This window comes from Alphaproteobacteria bacterium (assembly GCA_016699305.1).
GTDB lineage: Bacteria > Pseudomonadota > Alphaproteobacteria.
The window spans coordinates 527,478-545,229 of the sequence record CP064970.1; the positions used below are offsets into that span (position 1 = coordinate 527,478).

Here is a 17,752-nt window from a genome sequence, read left to right on the forward strand (position 1 = left end):
CCGTCTTCTCCCATGCTTTGTTTAGATAACGATCCGATAATTGGCGGGCATAACGGATCGGGAGCGGAGGCCATGGCCGAAGATCAAGACGAATCTCAAAAAACCGAAGCCCCGACCAGCAAGCGTCTGAGCGAAGCGCGCGAACAGGGCAATATTCCTGTCAGCCGCGAAGTGGGCAGTTGGTTCTTGTTGCTTGGTGGTTTATCTATCACCGCCATGCTGGCCGCGCCCCTATCAAAGACATTCATTGATAACATGAAATCTCTGTTAGAACATGTTGATGATACAGAAGTTACGACATCGAATGTCGGCGGCATTATGCTGTCGGCACTGGCAGCCCCGGGCTGGCCGGCGGCCTTGGTTTTTCTGCTGCTGTTGGTCGTGGCCATTGCTGGAACCATGATTCAGACTGGCTTATTTTATTCAACGCAGCTTTTGGCTCCTCAATGGTCGCGCCTATCTCCATTGGAAGGAATGAAGCGCCTGGTGTCGATTCACAGCGTGGTCGAGATGATCAAGGGCATGTTGAAGCTGGCATTGGTCGGCACCGTAGCCTGGATGATCTTGTCTCCCGCACTGGAACACTCCGAAACCATGGTTGGCCTGGGGATGGTCGAAATTTCGCATCACCTTAAGAACAAAGTGGTGCATTTAGCTGGGTCGGTGCTATTGGCGGCCTCATTGGTGGCGATTGGAGATTTAATTTGGCAGCGAATGGAATATTATCGTCGTCTGCGCATGACCAAACAGGAGGTGAAAGACGAGTTTCGCCAGTCCGAAGGAGATCCGGTCGTCAAAAGTCGATTGCGCCAGATTCGCATGCGGCGTGCGCGGCAACGTATGATGGCCCAAATCCCCAAGGCCGATGTGGTCATCACGAACCCGACTCACGTCGCCGTGGCTTTGCGATACGCACCAAGCGAAATGCGCGCGCCGATGGTCCTGGCCAAGGGTGCCGACCTGATCGCCAAACGTATCCGCGATGTCGCCAAAGAACATGGCGTACCTCTGGTGGAAAATCCACCATTGGCCCGTACATTGTACGCCACAGTCGAGATTGACCAGGAAATCCCAACACAGCACTATCGCGCTGTGGCCGAGATCATCTCGTATGTATTCCGTCTCAAGAACCAGAAAATATGAAGGACCCCTCCGTTACCATGCAAGGAAAACCCCTGACCATTCGTTCCAACCGACCCGCCGGGACCGTCCTGGCGATGCTGCACGACATGCCCGAAGTCAAGGTCACGCTGGTTGGTATTGTGGTCCTGTTAGGCTTGGGATTGTTGGTACTTGTGCTGCCACTGATCGGCACACGGATGGACGAGCCGGTCCTGTTATCCGTACTGGCGGCCACAATGCTGCTGGCTGCCGGGGTGTTCTGGTACCATTTGCGTCGCGTGGCCTTGGGTCACGCCACCAGCGAGTCCCTCTTACGCGATGCCTTTCACGGCGGCGTGGTGCCCCGGTTGATTACAGACTTCGAAGGACAGTTGGTCCTGGCCAACCGCGCCTTCGCAGACTGGCTGCCGCCTTCCGGACGCGGCGATGTTGAGGAGAACCTTGCCGTCTTCTTCTCCACCACCTCTCCTGCCGTTCAATCGGAATTTCAACGCCTACGCCGCGCCGCTCATCAAGGACGTACGGCCAACGCCGACCTTCCGGTGCGCCGCACACCTTCTTCGGCGATAGAATGGCGGCAGGTGATCGCCCGTCCCTTGCCCGGCTGGGTAGGATATGTGCAATGGGATTTCGAGGACGTCAGCGAAAGACGTCGCGTCGAGCGCAGTGTGCGCGAAGAAAAAGCCAAGCTGGCCGACTTTATGGCGCATGCGCCGGTGGGCATCTATTCCGCCAATCAAGACGGCCAGATTCTCTATGCCAACCGCACTTTGGCCGATTGGTTAGGCCGCACTCCGGCTGAATTAACATCGGGCAAACTATGTCTTCACGACTTATTGGCCGCACCACCCACCGGCGCGCGCCCCTACGCCGTCGTCGCAGGATCCAATGGGCATTTAGGTGGCGAAGTCTCGTTGCGACACCGCGAAGGACAGATGATACCCGCCTTTATCACGCAAACCGTTGTCGCAAGTGGAGAGGATGAAAAACAACTACGCACACGTTCAGTCGTGCGTAACCTGACCACCGAGCGACAATGGCAGCAGGCATTGGACCAATCCGAGGCGCGGTTTCAGCACCTGTTCGCTGAGGCACCCATCGGCATCGTCCTGCTTAATCCCGAGATGGCGATTGTCGAGACCAATCGCGCCTTTTGCACCATGCTGGGTTTTCGTGATGAAGACATGTCAGGGCGCGAGTTCCAAAATCTGATCGGTACGGATCAACAAGAACAGATCATCCAGGCTTTGCACAACTCCATCAACGGCGCGCACTTTCCCCATGGGCTAGAGACCATCTTGATCGGACGGCGCATGGCCGCCGTGCATCTGTTCGCGACTCCACTTGAACCCGGGTCAAAGCCCGAAGGTATGCGCGCACGTCTGATGAACGGCGGCTTGGTTCTGCATTTTATCGACCGCACCGAACAAAAGCGCATGGAAACGCAATTCGTTCAGTCGCAAAAGATGCAGGCCATCGGCCAATTGGCCGGAGGCGTCGCGCACGACTTCAACAATCTGCTAACGGCCATGATGGGCTTTTGCGATTTGTTACTACAACGGCATAAGCCGGGCGACCAATCCTTCGCCGATATCATGCAAATCAAACATAACGCCAATCGCGCCGCCAATCTGGTGCGGCAATTGCTGGCCTTCTCGCGCCAGCAAACCTTGCAGCCCAAGGTGATCGATGTCACCGACGTTCTAGCCGAATTATCAAATCTGCTGCGTCGATTGATCGGCGCGACCGTCGAGATGCAGATGATCCATGGCCGCGATCTGGCTCCCGTACGCGTGGATCAAGGCCAGCTGGAACAGGTGATTATCAACTTGGTTGTCAATTCGCGCGACGCGATGCCAGATGGCGGCAAAGTGACTATTGTCACACGCAACCACCGCCAGGACAAAATCATCGTCCGTGGTCAGGATGAAATGGTACCAGGCAACTATGTGATGATTGAGGTCACCGATACGGGCACAGGCATCGCCAAAGAAAACCTGGAACGCATCTTCGAGCCGTTTTTCTCGACCAAGGAAGTCGGCTCTGGTACGGGCCTTGGCCTATCCATGGTCTATGGAATCATGCGACAGACAGGCGGATTTATCGATGTAGAAAGCGAGATGGGCCACGGCGCAAGATTTCGTATCTATATTCCTTGGTACGTCGATCCCGGCAAATCCGCGCCACCTCTGCAACTGACAGATGCATCGCGCGAATCGAGCAACGCTGATCTGACAGGCGCTGGCACAGTGCTGCTAGTCGAGGATGAGGACGCGGTACGCGTATTCAGCGCCCGCGCCTTACGTAACAAGGGGTATACCGTTCATGAGGCGCATAGCGGCGAAGAAGCTCTGTCGGTTCTAGAGCGATTGAAGGGCGATGTGCAGCTTCTCATTAGCGATGTGGTGATGCCGCAGATGGATGGTCCCACACTGATCCACAAAGTGCACGAGAAATGGCCGCATCTGAAAGTGATTTTCATTTCGGGATATACTGAAGACCGTTTCCGCGATCAGCTTAGGGAGGGCGAGATCGTCCACTTCCTCGGCAAGCCGTTCTCCCTGAAGCAATTGGCAGCCAAGGTCAAGGATGTTCTACAAAACGCCGAGGTTCACCCCGGCACCAACACCATCCACTGACCCTATCATGCGTTTCATTCTTGCAACAGTCACCAACGGCTCGCCTTTCTTGTGTTTGCGCATAAAGGGAGGGGTGTCTATCATTCTGGCGCGTTATGACTTTATCCGGCTTTAAATGATGAGCAGCTTGCGCCATACCTTGGTGGTGGCCGCCCTGGTGTCGGTCTGCATAAACTTGGCTCCTTCCGTGGCCGGGGCCAGAATCGTCCCTGTCTATCGCGAGGCCGAGAAACCGGCTGTTATCGAGAAGCCGCCAGGCATGCTGATCCTGGCCGACCGCATGAATTTTGAGGATGCCTATGGCATCGCCAGCGCATCCGGCAATGTGGAAATCAGCTATGGCGAGCGCGTTCTTCTGGCCGACCAAGTGATCTATGAGCGTGACAGTGGCATCGTCACGGCTATTGGCAATGTGCGCCTATTAGAGAGTACCGGAGAAGTTGTCTTTTCCGATTGGGCGCAGCTAACCGGCAATCTAGCCGAAGGCTATGCCGACCGAATTCGCATCCTGATGACCGATAATGGCCGATTAGCAGCCGAAGACGGTGAACGTTTTGGTGAACGCTGGATGCGGCTGCGACGAGCCGTTTATTCGCCTTGCGATCTGTGCAAGGACGATCCCGAAGCCCCGCCTTTGTGGCAGATCAAGGCCAAACGTGTCACCCATGATCACGAGGCCAAGGACGTGATTTACCGGGATGCGTTCCTGGAAATGGCCGGCATTCCGGTGTTGTATTCCCCTTATTTCTCGCACCCCGATCCCACAGTGGAACGGCGCAGCGGGTTCATCACTCCTACTTTCGGTTCACGTTCTTCGCTGGGCACCTATGGCGGTTTTTCCTATTACGGAATCGTGGATCGCGGCGCTGACATGACTATAACTCCGCTGATCAGCGCCAATGATGGCCTGCAGCTTTCGGGGCAATGGCGACAAAACTGGGACCGCACACAACTGGTAACTTCGGGCAGCATCGTCCACACGGACCGCCAAGAAACCAATGGCAGCATCAGTCGGGATCAACTGCGCGGCCACAATTTTGGCACGCTGCGCTATGAGCTGGGCCCCGATTGGCGGGGCGGGGCGGATTGGGCGGTGGCCACCGATTCCAGCTATCTATCGCGCTATGACATTTACGCGCCCGACATTTTAAACAACCGCCTCTATGCAGAAGGCTTTTATGGGCGCTCGTATGTGGTCGGCAATGTGTGGGCCTTCCAAGATACGCGCCCTGGATTCTCGACCGAGGCTGCGCCCGTCGTCCTGCCCGATATGTCCTTCCAGGCTCTGGGCGATCCCGGAAAGACCTTGGGCGGACGCTGGGAAGTGCAAGGCGGCGTGCTGGCCCTTAATCGCAACAAGAGTCTGGCGACCACGCGCCGCGCCGATCTAGAGGCCAGTTGGCAGCGGCGCGTTCTGCCTGGACTGGGCCTGGTGACGGTGGCCGATGTCAGCATGCGCCAAAACGCCTGGTGGTCCGAGAATATGCCCGATGCACGACGTCCCGATGGCATACGCGGCACCGATTTACGCACACGCTTCTTCCCTTCTGCGCATGTCACGACCAGCTACCCTCTTGTGAATCCGATTGATGATGGATGGCATTTATGGGTGGAGCCTCTTGTCTCTGTGACGGCGGCCACGGAAACTCATGAGAGCCTAACCGTCCCCAACGAAGACAGCCAAGACATCGAATTCGACGTTTTCACCCTGATGCGACGCAATCGTTTCAGCGGCATTGATCGCCAGGACGGCGGCGGACGCGCCACCTGGGGCGGACGCACGGCCATTCAAGGTCCCGACCACGCTTCGGCGGAAATATTCCTGGGACAAAGCTATCGCTTTTATGGCGACGGCATGTTGTTCCCCGAGAATTCCGGTCTGCGGCGCGAGGTGTCGGATCTTGTGGGCCTCGTCCGTTTACAACCCTCATCATGGCTGGACTTTGACTACACCTTCCGCTTGGACCAAAAGACATTGGACGCGCGGCGTCAAGACATCATGGCCAGCATGGGACCGGATTGGCTGAAGGCAAGCGCGGTCTATCTGTTCAGCGCACGCACGCCGAATCTGGCGGTGAACGACACGCGCGAGGAAATCGCCTATGGGATCAACGGCCGTTTTTGGAGCTATTGGACAATGGGTGGCGGGCAACGTTATGACCTGTCGCGCAGCAATGGCCTGCTAACCACCTCTCTGACCGGCGGTTATCAAGACGAGTGCCTAACCTTTTCCGTCACCGGCAGCCGCGACCACACGGCGCGCGCCGATGTTGAATCGGGTGACAGCATCATGTTCCGCATTCTCTTTAAGAACCTGGGCGGCGTGGAAACACAGCCTACCTCAGCCACCAGCTTGATGGGCGACCAACGCTCGGGATTATAAGCGTTACGTCAGACGTTTGCGCCAATGCTCTAAAATGGGGATGAATTTCTCAGGGTGGAAATCGGCAGCCACGAGATTCATATCCACCTCGTCATGCCCACGCACAGGGATTAGTCCTGCACGCACAAAGCCCAGCTTCTCGTTGATGGCGAGCATCTTGTGGTTTTCGGGGCGGCTCTGGGTCCTCATATTCTTCAGCCCAAGCTGCTCAAAAGCCAAGCGTATCAACAGAATTTCCGCTTCCAGCGCAAAGGGGCCCACGGCTGTCTCGTCCACGACCAGGCGGCCCTTCATGGCCGTCATCCCGGCAGATTCAATGTCATAAAGCGCCGTGCAACCTACGACCTGCCCTCGTAAATCCACGATGACAAACGTCATGTCGTTGTCGCGTTCCAAATACCCCTGCGTCCAGACAGTTTGCTCTTCAAGCGTATGGGGACTGGTGCGCGAGAGCATGGCCAAAGAGCGGGGGACGTTGCGCATCTCGATCACGCGCGCCCTATGCTCCATGCCATAGGGCACCAACCGCGTGGTAAGCCCCTCATGCGTTGCGCAGCGAGCGGCGGCGACCCGACTCCTTAACGGTTCTGCCAAGGGCACGTACTCATCCGTCATGTGATGCATCCATCGACACCGAGAACCTGACCGCTGATAAAAGCGGCGCGGGGACTGACCAAAAAGGCGATGGCATCGGCCACTTCTTCGGGCCGACCGATGCGCCCGAGCGCCGTGCGGTCGATCCAGCTTTGCAGGGTCGCGGCATCGGCGGTACGGGCCATCTCGGTGTCAATGAGGCCAGGAGCCACGACATTGACGCGGATTCCTTGCGGCCCCAATTCTTTGGCGGCTGACAGCGCCAGTCCGATCAATCCCGCTTTGGCCGCCGCATAGACCGACTGCCCCACATGGCCGCGTCGTCCGACGATCGAACTGACCAAGACGATTGCGCCACCCACCGCATCCGGCTTGGTACGCGGCATCAGCCGCGCCGCGCCTTGCAACAGATGCACCGCGCCCGCTGTGTTGGTTCTAAGAACCCTCTCAATGCTATCGGGCGCGATCATGCCCAAACGTCCTGCCTCTAATATCCCGGCATTGGCCACCAGGATATCCAAACGTCCCAACTCTTGAAGAATGCGGCGATACATATCTCCCACCGCCTTGGCATCGCCGATATCGGCGGAGATGGCCGTGGCCATCACGCCGAATTCGCGCGTCAGTTCCGCCGCGCGGGCAGCTAAGCCATCAGGATCGCTGTGACCGTTCACAACGACATGAGCGCCCAGGGCAGCTAAGGCGCGCGCGGTGGCCCAGCCGATGCCCCGGCTGGCCCCCGTGACCAAGGCCACTCGTCCCGCCAGTTCATCCCCCGCAGGCTTATCGGCATGTGCCGTCATGGCTGTAGATCCTTGACGAAGTAATCCTGAGCAAAGACAGTCGGACCTTGCAGCAATCGTGTGACGCGCGCAAGTTCCAGCAACTCGCCCACCGCATTAACAAAGGGACGCGCGGCGCGCATCCGCTCGCTCAGCGCCCAACCCACATCGCGCGCCTGATCGGGCTGGCTCAGCACATGATCCAGCACGTCTCCCAAACCCTGGCCGCCCTCGAGATCCACCAGATAGGGGGCAAGCTCGGGCCCCAGCGACTCCATATAGCGAATGCGGTTTGAAACCGGCAGCGCCCCGCAGCCAAAGGCCGACCATACACGGTCATGCGCCCCGTCTTGCGTATTGGGATTGACGGAAAAAATAACATCCGCTTGGTGATACAGATTGGTCAAATCCTTATATTCGATGGCTCCGCGAAAATCGGCGCGTGGTGAGCGCGGCAAAGACGCCTTCAACGAATCCAAATTGCTTCCGTAAATGATCACCGGAAAATCGGCCAATTGACGCAGTGCCTGGTCCATACTCTCACGGCGCGTGTAATCATCCACCTGGGCCGCCAGCAGCGCCAAAAGCGGTTTGTCGTATTCCAGCGCCAAACCCGATTCATGGGCGGCATGGACCACCGCGCCCGCTATGCCGTGTTCGGGCCAGAAAGCGGGGTTTGCCGCCTTTAAGATCGTTTGGCTGGCATTTTCCAATACCTGACGCATCAGGGTCGGCCATGCGACCCATGATTGGCGCACCACGGCGGGATCCCGATAAGATTTTGGGGCCAGGATCATCGGCTTGCCGCCCCGCGCGCGCGGCTGGGGGGGCTGGCCAAAACTCATCACGCCAAAATCCACCACGGCGTTGCGACCTGGTTCGCGCAGATAAGTTGTGTGGTAATCCAGAAAATCCGGGCAGGTATAAGCGCGAATAATCCAGGGGCTGGGATGGCGATGACGATGTTGGAAATAGGCCGGGGAATCTCCCAGCCAGCTTACAAAAGGAATGCCCAACCTGTGCCACATATTGCCTGTGGGCAGATCGTCGCCAATCTCTATGCCGATGCCATTGCATCCAATGCCGCACAGAATGGCAGATGGGCCGCGTTCTTTCAGAACTTTGGTCATGCGTTCGGCCCAAACGGGCTCGGATAAGGGCAAGAATAAAGGCTCACACCCCAGCTCAGGCAGAACTCGGGCAATTTCCGCATCCAAAGCGGTAAGACTGCCATAGGCGCTGGAGCCTTGCGCAATGGCTACAAGAGGTTTGGCATCGCTCATTTTGGCATATGAGAGTGATAATGGTTAACGTTAAGTATAGGACATATATAACGGAATCGGAACTTCCGCACCATATCTTGTTCGGATCATGATATTCACGGGGACATCCATGATACCGCCCATCCTCATATCCCCTTCATATCGACCAACATCGCTGGCCCCAACGATTTCCTAAAAAATTAGCCTGGTGGCCGTCTCTGACTGATGATGTCCACCACAAAAAAGGCCTGGCCGTCCAATGGATCAGCCAGGCCTAAGAAGGATCATGTAGCCGATCAGCTTAGCCGATCATGTCCGATCCACTGGAAGCGGAAGCATCGAGTTTCTCGTTCGAGACCGACACGGCAGCCAATGTCTTTTGACGCTGGGATTCTTCGATCAACTCACGATCGCGCAAGGCGGCCAAACGCTTGAAGTGACTGACGGTGCTGCCCGTGCCGGCCGGGATCAAGCGACCGACGATCACGTTTTCCTTCAGCCCTTGCAAGGTGTCCACCGCGCCATCGACCGCGGCTTCGGTCAGAACCCTTGTCGTCTCTTGGAACGATGCCGCCGAGATGAAGGAACGAGTCTGCAAGCTGGCCTTGGTGATGCCCTGCAGAACGCGCCGCGTATGAGCGGGACGCAGATTCTCGAGCGCCGCCTTGGCGTTCACCGCCTCCCATTCCATGCGATCCACCTGCTCACCCGTGACAAAAGTGGTATCGCCCGGATCGGTGATCTCAACCTTTTGCAGCATCTGACGCACGATGACTTCGATGTGCTTGTCGTTGATCTTCACGCCCTGCAGACGATAGACCTCTTGAATGCCGCGCACCATGTAGTCGGCCAAGGGGGCCACGCCCAGAACGGCCAGGATATCGTGCGGCACGGGCGCGCCATCCATGATGATGTCGCCCGGTTGCACCAGATCGCCCTCTTGCACCACGACGTGCTTGCCCTTGGGGATCAGGTATTCGCGCACTTCCTCGGTCGCCTCTTCGGAACGCAGGATCACGCGGCGCTTGGCCTTGTAGTCCTTGCCGAATTCGATGCGACCCGCGATTTCCGCGATCAAAGCGGCATCCTTCGGACGGCGCGCTTCAAACAACTCGGCCACGCGCGGCAGACCGCCGGTGATATCGCGAGTCTTCGTCGATTCGCGCGGCAGACGGGCCAACAGATCGCCCGGACGCACCAGATCGCCATTGTCCACCACCATCGTGGCATCCACCGGCAAGAAGTGACGCGCCTCAAGGCCGTTCTTCAGCTTGATAGGCTCGCCCGACTTGTCATGCAGCATCAGGCGCGGCTTCAGCGAGTCGCCCTTGGGCTGCTGACGCCAATCCATGATCTTCTTGGACGAGATACCCGTGGCCTCGTCCATCACTTCTTGCATCGACAGACCTTCGACCAAGTCCACGAAATGGACCAAGCCTTCGGCTTCGGCGATGATTGGCAAGGTATAGGGATCCCATTCGGCCAGCTTCTGGCCCTTGGTCACCATGCCACCGTCGCCCGCCAGCAAACGTGCGCCATAAGGTACACGGTGACGTGCGCGCTCGCGCCCATGGGCGTCCAGCAAAGCGACGTCGCATGTGCGGCTCATGACGATCAGTTTGCCTTCGCTGTTGGTGGCGACATTACGATCCTTGATCTGAATCTTCGAGTCGAAGCTGACCTCGATCGAGGATTGCTCGGTCCCGCGCTGAGCCGCGCCGCCGATATGGAAGGTACGCATCGTCAACTGCGTGCCAGGCTCGCCGATCGACTGGGCCGCGATAACGCCGATGGCCTCGCCGATATTGACGCGCGTTCCGCGCGCCAGATCGCGTCCATAGCACTGCGCGCACACGCCCTCGCGAGCCTCGCAGGTCAGCACCGAACGAACCCGCACGGTTTCGATACCCGCCTTTTCGATACGGGCGATATCCACCTCTTCCATCATATGGCCGGCTGGGGCCAAGACCGCGCCGCTTTGCGGATCGGTAATGTCCACCGCCACCACGCGGCCCAGGATACGGTCGCCCAGAGACTCGACGACATCGCCGCCGTCCATCGCCGCGCCCAACAGCAAGCCGTTTTGCGTGCCGCAATCCTCGATCGTGATAATGGCGTCTTGAGCCACATCGACCAGACGGCGCGTGAGGTAACCGGAATTGGCGGTCTTGAGCGCCGTATCGGCCAAACCCTTACGCGCACCATGCGTGGAGTTAAAGTATTCGAGAACGCTGAGGCCTTCCTTAAAGTTCGAAAGGATCGGGGTTTCGATGATCTCGCCCGACGGCTTGGCCATCAATCCGCGCATACCGGCCAACTGCTTGATCTGTGTCGCCGAACCGCGCGCGCCCGAATGAGCCATCATATAGACCGAGTTGATCGGCTTGCCCGGCTCTTGGCGGGAGATTTCCTTCATCATCTCCTCGGCCACGCGCTCGGTGCAGGCGGACCACACGTCCACGACCTTGTTGTATTTCTCGCCGTGGGTGATGAGGCCGTCCAGATATTGCTGTTCGTATTCCTTCACCTGCAGCTTGGCCTGTCCGACCAGCTTTTCCTTGGCAACCGGGATGACCAGGTCGTCCTTGCCAAAAGAAATACCCGCGCGGCAAGCTTGGGTAAAGCCCAAGGTCATCAAGCGATCGGCGAAAAGAACCGTCTCCTTCTGGCCGCAATGACGATAGACCGCGTCAATGATCTGCGAGATTTCCTTCTTGGTCAGCAGGCGATTGATCAGCGTGAAAGGCAGCTTGATGTTGCGCGGCAGAATCTCGGAAAGCAGCATGCGGCCAGGGGTGCTGTCCACCACCTGATAGACCGTGTTGCCATGCTCGTCGATGGTCTGGTACCGCGCCTTGATGCGCGCATGCAGCGACAAAACATTGGCAGCCAAGGCATGCTGAATTTCGCCGATATCGGCAAAAATCATGCCTTCGCCCTTTTCGCCTTCGCGTTCAAGGGTGATGGTGTAAAGGCCCAACACGATATCTTGCGTCGGCACGATGATCGGCTTGCCATTGGCGGGCGAAAGGATGTTGTTGGTGGACATCATCAACACGCGCGCTTCCAACTGGGCCTCCAGCGAGAGAGGCACATGCACGGCCATCTGATCGCCGTCGAAATCGGCGTTAAAGGCGCTACAAACCAGAGGATGCAGCTGGATGGCCTTACCCTCGATCAACACCGGCTCAAACGCCTGAATGCCCAAACGGTGCAAGGTGGGAGCGCGGTTCAGCAGCACCGGATGCTCGCGGATGACTTCCTCCAGGATGTCCCAGACCTCCGGACGTTCCTTTTCCACCATGCGCTTGGCGGCCTTGAGGGTCGATGCCATGCCGTATAATTCAAGCTTGGCGTAGATGAAGGGCTTGAACAGCTCCAACGCCATCTTCTTAGGCAAGCCGCACTGATGCAGCTTCAGTTCGGGACCCACGACGATCACCGAACGGCCCGAATAATCGACGCGCTTGCCCAGCAGGTTCTGACGGAAGCGACCTTGCTTGCCCTTGAGCATATCCGCCAGCGATTTCAGCGGACGTTTGTTCGCGCCGGTGATGACGCGACCACGACGACCGTTATCGAACAGAGCATCCACGGACTCTTGCAACATGCGCTTTTCATTGCGGATGATGATGTCCGGCGCGCGCAGTTCGATCAGGCGCTTCAGGCGGTTGTTACGGTTGATAACGCGGCGATACAGATCGTTCAGATCCGACGTGGCGAAACGCCCGCCATCGAGCGGCACCAAGGGGCGCAGATCCGGCGGAATGACCGGCACGACGTCCAAGATCATCCATTCGGGGCGCGATCCGCTCTCCAAGAAAGATTCGACGATCTTCAGGCGCTTGACCAGCTTCTTGCGACGCGCTTCGGACGCGGTGCTGCGCATATCCTCGCGCAACGACACGCGCAGTTCCGATAACTGCAGATCGCTCAGCATGCGCTTGACCGCTTCGGCACCGATCAGGGCGGTGAAATTGTCTTGGCCGTAGGTGTCCTGGGCTTCGAGATATTCGTCTTCGGTCAGCAATTGCTGAGTCTTCAGCGGGGTCAGGCCCGGCTCGATGACGATGTAGTTCTCGAAATACAGAACCTTTTCCAGATCGCGCAAGGTGACGTCCAACAACATGCCAATGCGCGACGGCAGCGATTTGAGGAACCAGATATGCGCGACCGGCGCGGCCAGCTCAACATGCCCCATGCGCTCGCGGCGCACCTTGCTTAGGGTCACTTCCACGCCGCATTTTTCGCAGATGATGCCGCGATATTTCATGCGCTTGTACTTGCCGCACAAGCATTCATAATCCTTGATCGGGCCAAAGATGCGCGCGCAGAACAAGCCGTCACGCTCGGGCTTGAAGGTACGGTAGTTGATGGTCTCCGGCTTTTTCACCTCGCCAAAAGACCACGAGCGAATGCGCTCGGGGCTGGCCAGCGAGATGCGGATCAGATCGAAATGCTGGTCCTGTTGTTGCTGGAAGGCGTTCATCAACTCATTCATCGCTTCGTTCCCCTAGCTTCTGCAAAACCGTCTTGCGGTATGCCTGTCCGTCTTGACTTCGCGATCCCGTCCCGCCTGGCAAACACCCATGGCGGGACGGTCATTCTCTATGCTGACCCCATACTGACCGGGCGGCGGTTACGCCGCGCCGGGCAGAGATTTGGGGGCCGTGCCGTCATTGTCTTCCTCGGGCAGATATTTCTTCTGCTCCAATTCGACATTAAGGCCCAGCGAACGCAGTTCCTTGACCAACACGTTGAAGGATTCGGGAATGCCCGCCTCGAAGGTGTCGTTGCCGCGCACAATGGCCGAATAGACCTGAGTACGACCCGACACGTCGTCCGATTTGACGGTCAACATTTCCTGCAACGTATAGGCCGAGCCATAGGCTTCAAGTGCCCAGACTTCCATTTCACCAAAACGCTGGCCGCCGAACTGCGCCTTGCCGCCCAAGGGCTGCTGAGTCACCAGACTGTAAGGTCCCGTCGAGCGGGCATGGATCTTGTCGTCAACCAGATGGTGCAGCTTGAGCATATAGATATAGCCCACCGTGACCTTGCGCGAGAACGCCTCGCCCGTGCGGCCATCGGTCAACGTCACCTGGCCCGACGTATCGAGACCCGCTTCGCTGAGCATACGGGTGATATCCGCCTCGCTCGCCCCGTCGAAGACGGGGGTGGCAAAGGGAATGCCGCCGCGCAGATTTGAGGCCACTTCCACCAGGTCGCTGTCGTTCAGCGGCGCGAAGTCACGCGCATAGTTATCGTCGCCATACAGGGTCTTCAAGCGCGCGCGCAGATCCGCCAGCTTCTCCTTGCGGTCGGTTGCGGCCTTGGCTACTGAATCTAGCAACGCGCCGACCTGACGCCCCAGATTGACCGAGGCCCAACCCAGATGGGTTTCTAGAATCTGCCCGACATTCATGCGGCTAGGCACGCCCAGCGGATTAAGCACGATATCGACCGGCGTACCGTCTTCCAGATAGGGCATATCCTCGACCGGCACGATGCGCGATACGACACCCTTGTTGCCATGACGTCCGGCCATCTTGTCGCCGGGCTGCAGCTTACGCTTGACCGCAACAAAGACCTTGACGATCTTCATGACGCCCGGAGGCATTTCATCGCCGCGCTGTTGTTTGGCAACCCGATCATCGAAACGCTGTTTAAGGGCATCAATGGACGCATCGAACACCTTCGAGGCATCCGATATCCGCTCCATCACCGCGTCGTCTTTGACGACGATCTGCCGCCATTGGCCGGGAGTGAATTTAGATAGCACATCCGCAGACAACGCCGTGCCCGCAACCATGTTCTTGGGACCTTTCACGGCCTTTTGATCCAAGAGCAGTTCGTGCAACCGGGCAAAGAAACTGCGTTCCAAAATGATCCGCTCGTCGTCGCGGTCCTTGGCGAAACGCTCGATCTCGGCGCGCTCGATAGCCATCGCGCGCTGATCCTTGTCGATGCCACGGCGCGAGAAGACCCGCACTTCGACCACGGTGCCGGTAACCCCTGGCGGCAAACGCATCGACGTGTCGCGCACATCGGCGGCCTTTTCACCAAAGATGGCGCGCAACAGACGCTCTTCCGGCGTGACCGGGGTCTCGCCCTTGGGGGTCACCTTACCCACCAGGATATCGCCTGCCTGGATCTCGGCACCGATATGCACAATGCCCGCCTCGTCCAGGTGGCGCAAAGCCTCCTCGCCGATATTGGGAATGTCGCGGGTCACCTCTTCCTGACCAAGCTTGGTGTCACGCGCCATGACTTCGAACTCCTCGATATGGATCGAGGTGAACACGTCATCGCGCACGATGCGCTCGGAAATCAGGATCGAGTCTTCAAAGTTATACCCGTTCCACGGCATGAAGGCGCACAGCACGTTGCGACCCAACGCCAATTCGCCCTGATCGGTCGAAGGACCATCGGCGATGATATCGCCCTTGACCACCACATCGCCCACCTTGACCAAGGGGTTTTGCGTGATGCAGGTGCTTTGGTTCGAACGCTGGAACTTAAGCAGGTTATAGATATCGACGGAAGGCGCCGCCGGATCGTCGCTTTCGCTGGCGCGAATGACGATACGGGTGGCGTCCACCTGATCCACGACGCCTGCGCGACGCGCGCCAATGGCCACGCCCGAGTCCACGGCCACGGCCGCTTCCATGCCGGTGCCCACAAGCGGCGCTTCGGCGCGCACCAGAGGCACGGCCTGACGCTGCATGTTCGAGCCCATCAAGGCGCGGTTGGCGTCGTCGTTCTCAAGGAACGGCACGAGAGCCGCAGCCACGGAGACGACCTGCTTGGGCGAGACATCCATGAATTCGATCGTCTCCGACCGCTCCATCAGATAATCACCGCCCTTGCGGCAGCTGACCAATTCGGTCACGAACTGCGCGTTCTTGTCCAATTCGGCATTGGCCTGCGCGATGGTGTAGCGGCCCTCTTCCATGGCCGACAGATACACCACCTCATCCGTCACCTTGCCCTTGGCGACGCGACGATAGGGGCTTTCGATGAAGCCATAAGGATTGATGCGCGCGAAGGTGGCCAACGAGTTGATCAGGCCGATATTCGGACCTTCGGGCGTTTCGATCGGGCAGATGCGTCCGTAATGGGTAGGATGCACGTCGCGCACTTCAAAGCCTGCGCGTTCGCGCGTCAGGCCGCCCGGCCCCAGGGCCGACAAGCGCCGCTTATGCGTGACTTCCGACAGAGGATTGGTCTGATCCATAAACTGCGACAACTGCGATGAGCCAAAGAACTCGCGCACCGCCACCGCCGCCGGCTTGGCGTTGATCAGGTCATGCGGCATCACCGTGTCCACATCGATCGAGCTCATGCGCTCGCGGATCGCCCGCTCCATGCGCAGCAAGCCGATGCGGTATTGGTTTTCCATCAGCTCGCCCACCGCGCGGACGCGGCGATTGCCCAGATGGTCGATATCGTCGATATCGCCCCGACCGTCCTTGATGTCGCACAACGTGCGCAGGATCGAGATGATGTCTTCCTTACGCAGGATGCGCATCTGGTCGCTGGTCTGGAATCCCAAACGGCCATTCATCTTCACGCGACCAACCGCAGACAGGTCATAGCGTTCGATGTTGAAGAACAGATTGCTGAACAAAATCTCGGCCGATTCCAAAGTCGGCGGTTCGCCCGGACGCATCACGCGGTAGATATCCAGCAACGCCTCCTCGCGCGCGGAATTGCGATCCGCCAGCAAGGTATTGCGGATATAGGCGCCGACATTGACATGATCCACCGCCAGCACCGTCAATTCCTTGACGCCGATCTCTTCGATCTGGGCCACCTGTTCGGCGGTCAGTTCATCACCGGCCTCGAACAGAACCTTGCCGGTCTTCTCGTCAATCATGTCGCAGGCCAGATATTGGCCCATCAACTCTTCACCCATCACGGCGATTTCCGCTAAGCCGTCTTCGTGCAGCTTGCGCGCGGCGCGCGGGGTCATCTTGGCGCCGGCCTCGGCCACCATCTTGCCCGTCTGGGCGTCGATAAGGTCATGGGTCAGCTTGACGCCGCGCCAGCGATCCGGCATGAACGCCGTGCGCCAGCGACCGTCCTTGGTGCGCTTAAAGCTAAGAGTATCGTAAAAAGCCGCCAGGATTTCTTCCTTGGACATGCCCTGGGCTTCGCCCACTTCCATGGCGCGACCGTCTTTGGTGCGCTTGGCACGCACGGCCTCGGTCTCGGCTCCGTCCAGAGCGTAGAGCAACGTCGTCACCGGCAATTTGCGGCGACGGTCGATGCGCACATACATCAGATCCTTGGCGTCGAACTCAAAATCCAACCAAGAACCGCGATAGGGAATGATGCGCGCGGCATACAAGAACTTACCCGAAGAATGTGTCTTGCCACGATCATGGTCAAAGAACACACCCGGAGAGCGATGCATCTGCGAGACGATAACCCGCTCGGTACCATTGATGATAAAAGTGCCATTGGCCGTCATCAAGGGCATGTCGCCCAGATAAACGTCCTGCTCTTTAATGTCGCGGATCGAGCGAATCTGGGTCGCTTCATCGATGTCATAGACCGACAAACGCAACGTGACGCGCAAGGGCGCGGCAAAGGTCAGGCTGCGGCTGAGGCATTCCTCAACATCGTATTTGGGCGTTTCCAGCTCGTACTGCACGAAGTCCAGAACGGCGCGTCCAGCAAAGTCCTTGATCGGAAACACCGACAGAAACACTTCTTGCAGCCCAGCGCGGTCGCGCTTTGCAGCCGGAATGCCCATCTGCAAGAATCGATCATAGGAGCTGCGCTGCACCTCGATCAGATTCGGCATGCGCGCGATTTCCAGCCGACCAAAACTGCGGCGAATGCGCCGCCGCTTGGTTAAAGTGCTGGATGAGGTGCGTGTGGTAGCAGCAGCGGGCATGATCCCTCCTGACCAAACATACCGCGTCCCTCAAGCCCGAGGCCGCGGCTTTGCGTGAACATCCC

The 17,752-nt window shown here is 58.3% G+C and carries 8 protein-coding genes; 3 read left to right on the forward strand and 5 right to left on the reverse strand.

The window, feature by feature from the left end; all coding sequences use genetic code 11:
* Nucleotides 1-72 precede the first annotated feature (72 nt).
* The 3 genes from flhB (at nucleotide 73) to IPI58_02445 (ending at nucleotide 6,144) form a co-directional block, all read left to right on the forward strand.
* Entirely contained in the window at nucleotides 73-1,143 is a 1,071-nt protein-coding gene (gene flhB, locus IPI58_02435; GenBank protein ID QQR69542.1) for a flagellar biosynthesis protein FlhB, read from the forward strand.
* A 17-nt stretch (nucleotides 1,144-1,160) separates the two neighbouring features.
* Nucleotides 1,161-3,761, forward strand: a complete 2,601-nt coding sequence (locus IPI58_02440; protein QQR69543.1) for a response regulator — start codon at nucleotides 1,161-1,163, stop codon at nucleotides 3,759-3,761.
* A gap of 115 nt (nucleotides 3,762-3,876) precedes the next feature.
* Entirely contained in the window at nucleotides 3,877-6,144 is a 2,268-nt protein-coding gene (locus IPI58_02445) for an LPS-assembly protein LptD (protein QQR69544.1), read from the forward strand.
* A gap of 3 nt (nucleotides 6,145-6,147) precedes the next feature.
* Here IPI58_02445 and IPI58_02450 read toward each other — a convergent pair whose 3' ends face one another.
* The 5 genes from IPI58_02450 to rpoB form a co-directional block, all read right to left on the reverse strand.
* Nucleotides 6,148-6,759: a GNAT family N-acetyltransferase gene (locus IPI58_02450; protein ID QQR69545.1), complete on the reverse strand. Its 612-nt coding sequence runs from the start codon at nucleotides 6,757-6,759 to the stop codon at nucleotides 6,148-6,150.
* Nucleotides 6,756-7,541, reverse strand: coding sequence for an SDR family oxidoreductase (locus tag IPI58_02455; GenBank protein QQR69546.1), 786 nt, complete (start codon nucleotides 7,539-7,541; stop codon nucleotides 6,756-6,758). Before IPI58_02455 ends, IPI58_02450 begins: the two co-directional genes overlap by 4 nt.
* Entirely contained in the window at nucleotides 7,538-8,803 is a 1,266-nt protein-coding gene (locus tag IPI58_02460) for a glycosyltransferase family 1 protein (protein ID QQR69547.1), read from the reverse strand. Before IPI58_02460 ends, IPI58_02455 begins: the two co-directional genes overlap by 4 nt.
* 280 nt (nucleotides 8,804-9,083) lie before the next feature.
* Entirely contained in the window at nucleotides 9,084-13,283 is a 4,200-nt protein-coding gene (rpoC, locus tag IPI58_02465) for a DNA-directed RNA polymerase subunit beta' (GenBank protein ID QQR69548.1), read from the reverse strand.
* 138 nt (nucleotides 13,284-13,421) lie between these two features.
* Nucleotides 13,422-17,687 carry a DNA-directed RNA polymerase subunit beta gene (rpoB, locus tag IPI58_02470; GenBank protein QQR69549.1) on the reverse strand — a complete coding sequence of 1,422 codons (4,266 nt, stop codon included), beginning with the start codon at nucleotides 17,685-17,687 and terminating at the stop codon, nucleotides 13,422-13,424.
* Nucleotides 17,688-17,752: the final 65 nt, after the last annotated feature.

Bases quoted from the DNA above. Each gene is read 5' to 3' on its own strand.
- flhB (QQR69542.1), top strand. From the start codon at position 73: ATGGCCGAAGATCAAGACGAATCTCAAAAAACCGAAGCCCCGACCAGC.
- rpoC (QQR69548.1), bottom strand. From the start codon at position 13,283: ATGAATGAGTTGATGAACGCCTTCCAGCAACAACAGGACCAGCATTTC.
- IPI58_02450 (QQR69545.1), bottom strand. From the start codon at position 6,759: ATGACGGATGAGTACGTGCCCTTGGCAGAACCGTTAAGGAGTCGGGTC.
- IPI58_02455 (QQR69546.1), bottom strand. From the start codon at position 7,541: ATGACGGCACATGCCGATAAGCCTGCGGGGGATGAACTGGCGGGACGA.
- IPI58_02445 (QQR69544.1), top strand. From the start codon at position 3,877: ATGATGAGCAGCTTGCGCCATACCTTGGTGGTGGCCGCCCTGGTGTCG.
- rpoB (QQR69549.1), bottom strand. From the start codon at position 17,687: ATGCCCGCTGCTGCTACCACACGCACCTCATCCAGCACTTTAACCAAG.
- IPI58_02460 (QQR69547.1), bottom strand. From the start codon at position 8,803: ATGAGCGATGCCAAACCTCTTGTAGCCATTGCGCAAGGCTCCAGCGCC.
- IPI58_02440 (QQR69543.1), top strand. From the start codon at position 1,161: ATGCAAGGAAAACCCCTGACCATTCGTTCCAACCGACCCGCCGGGACC.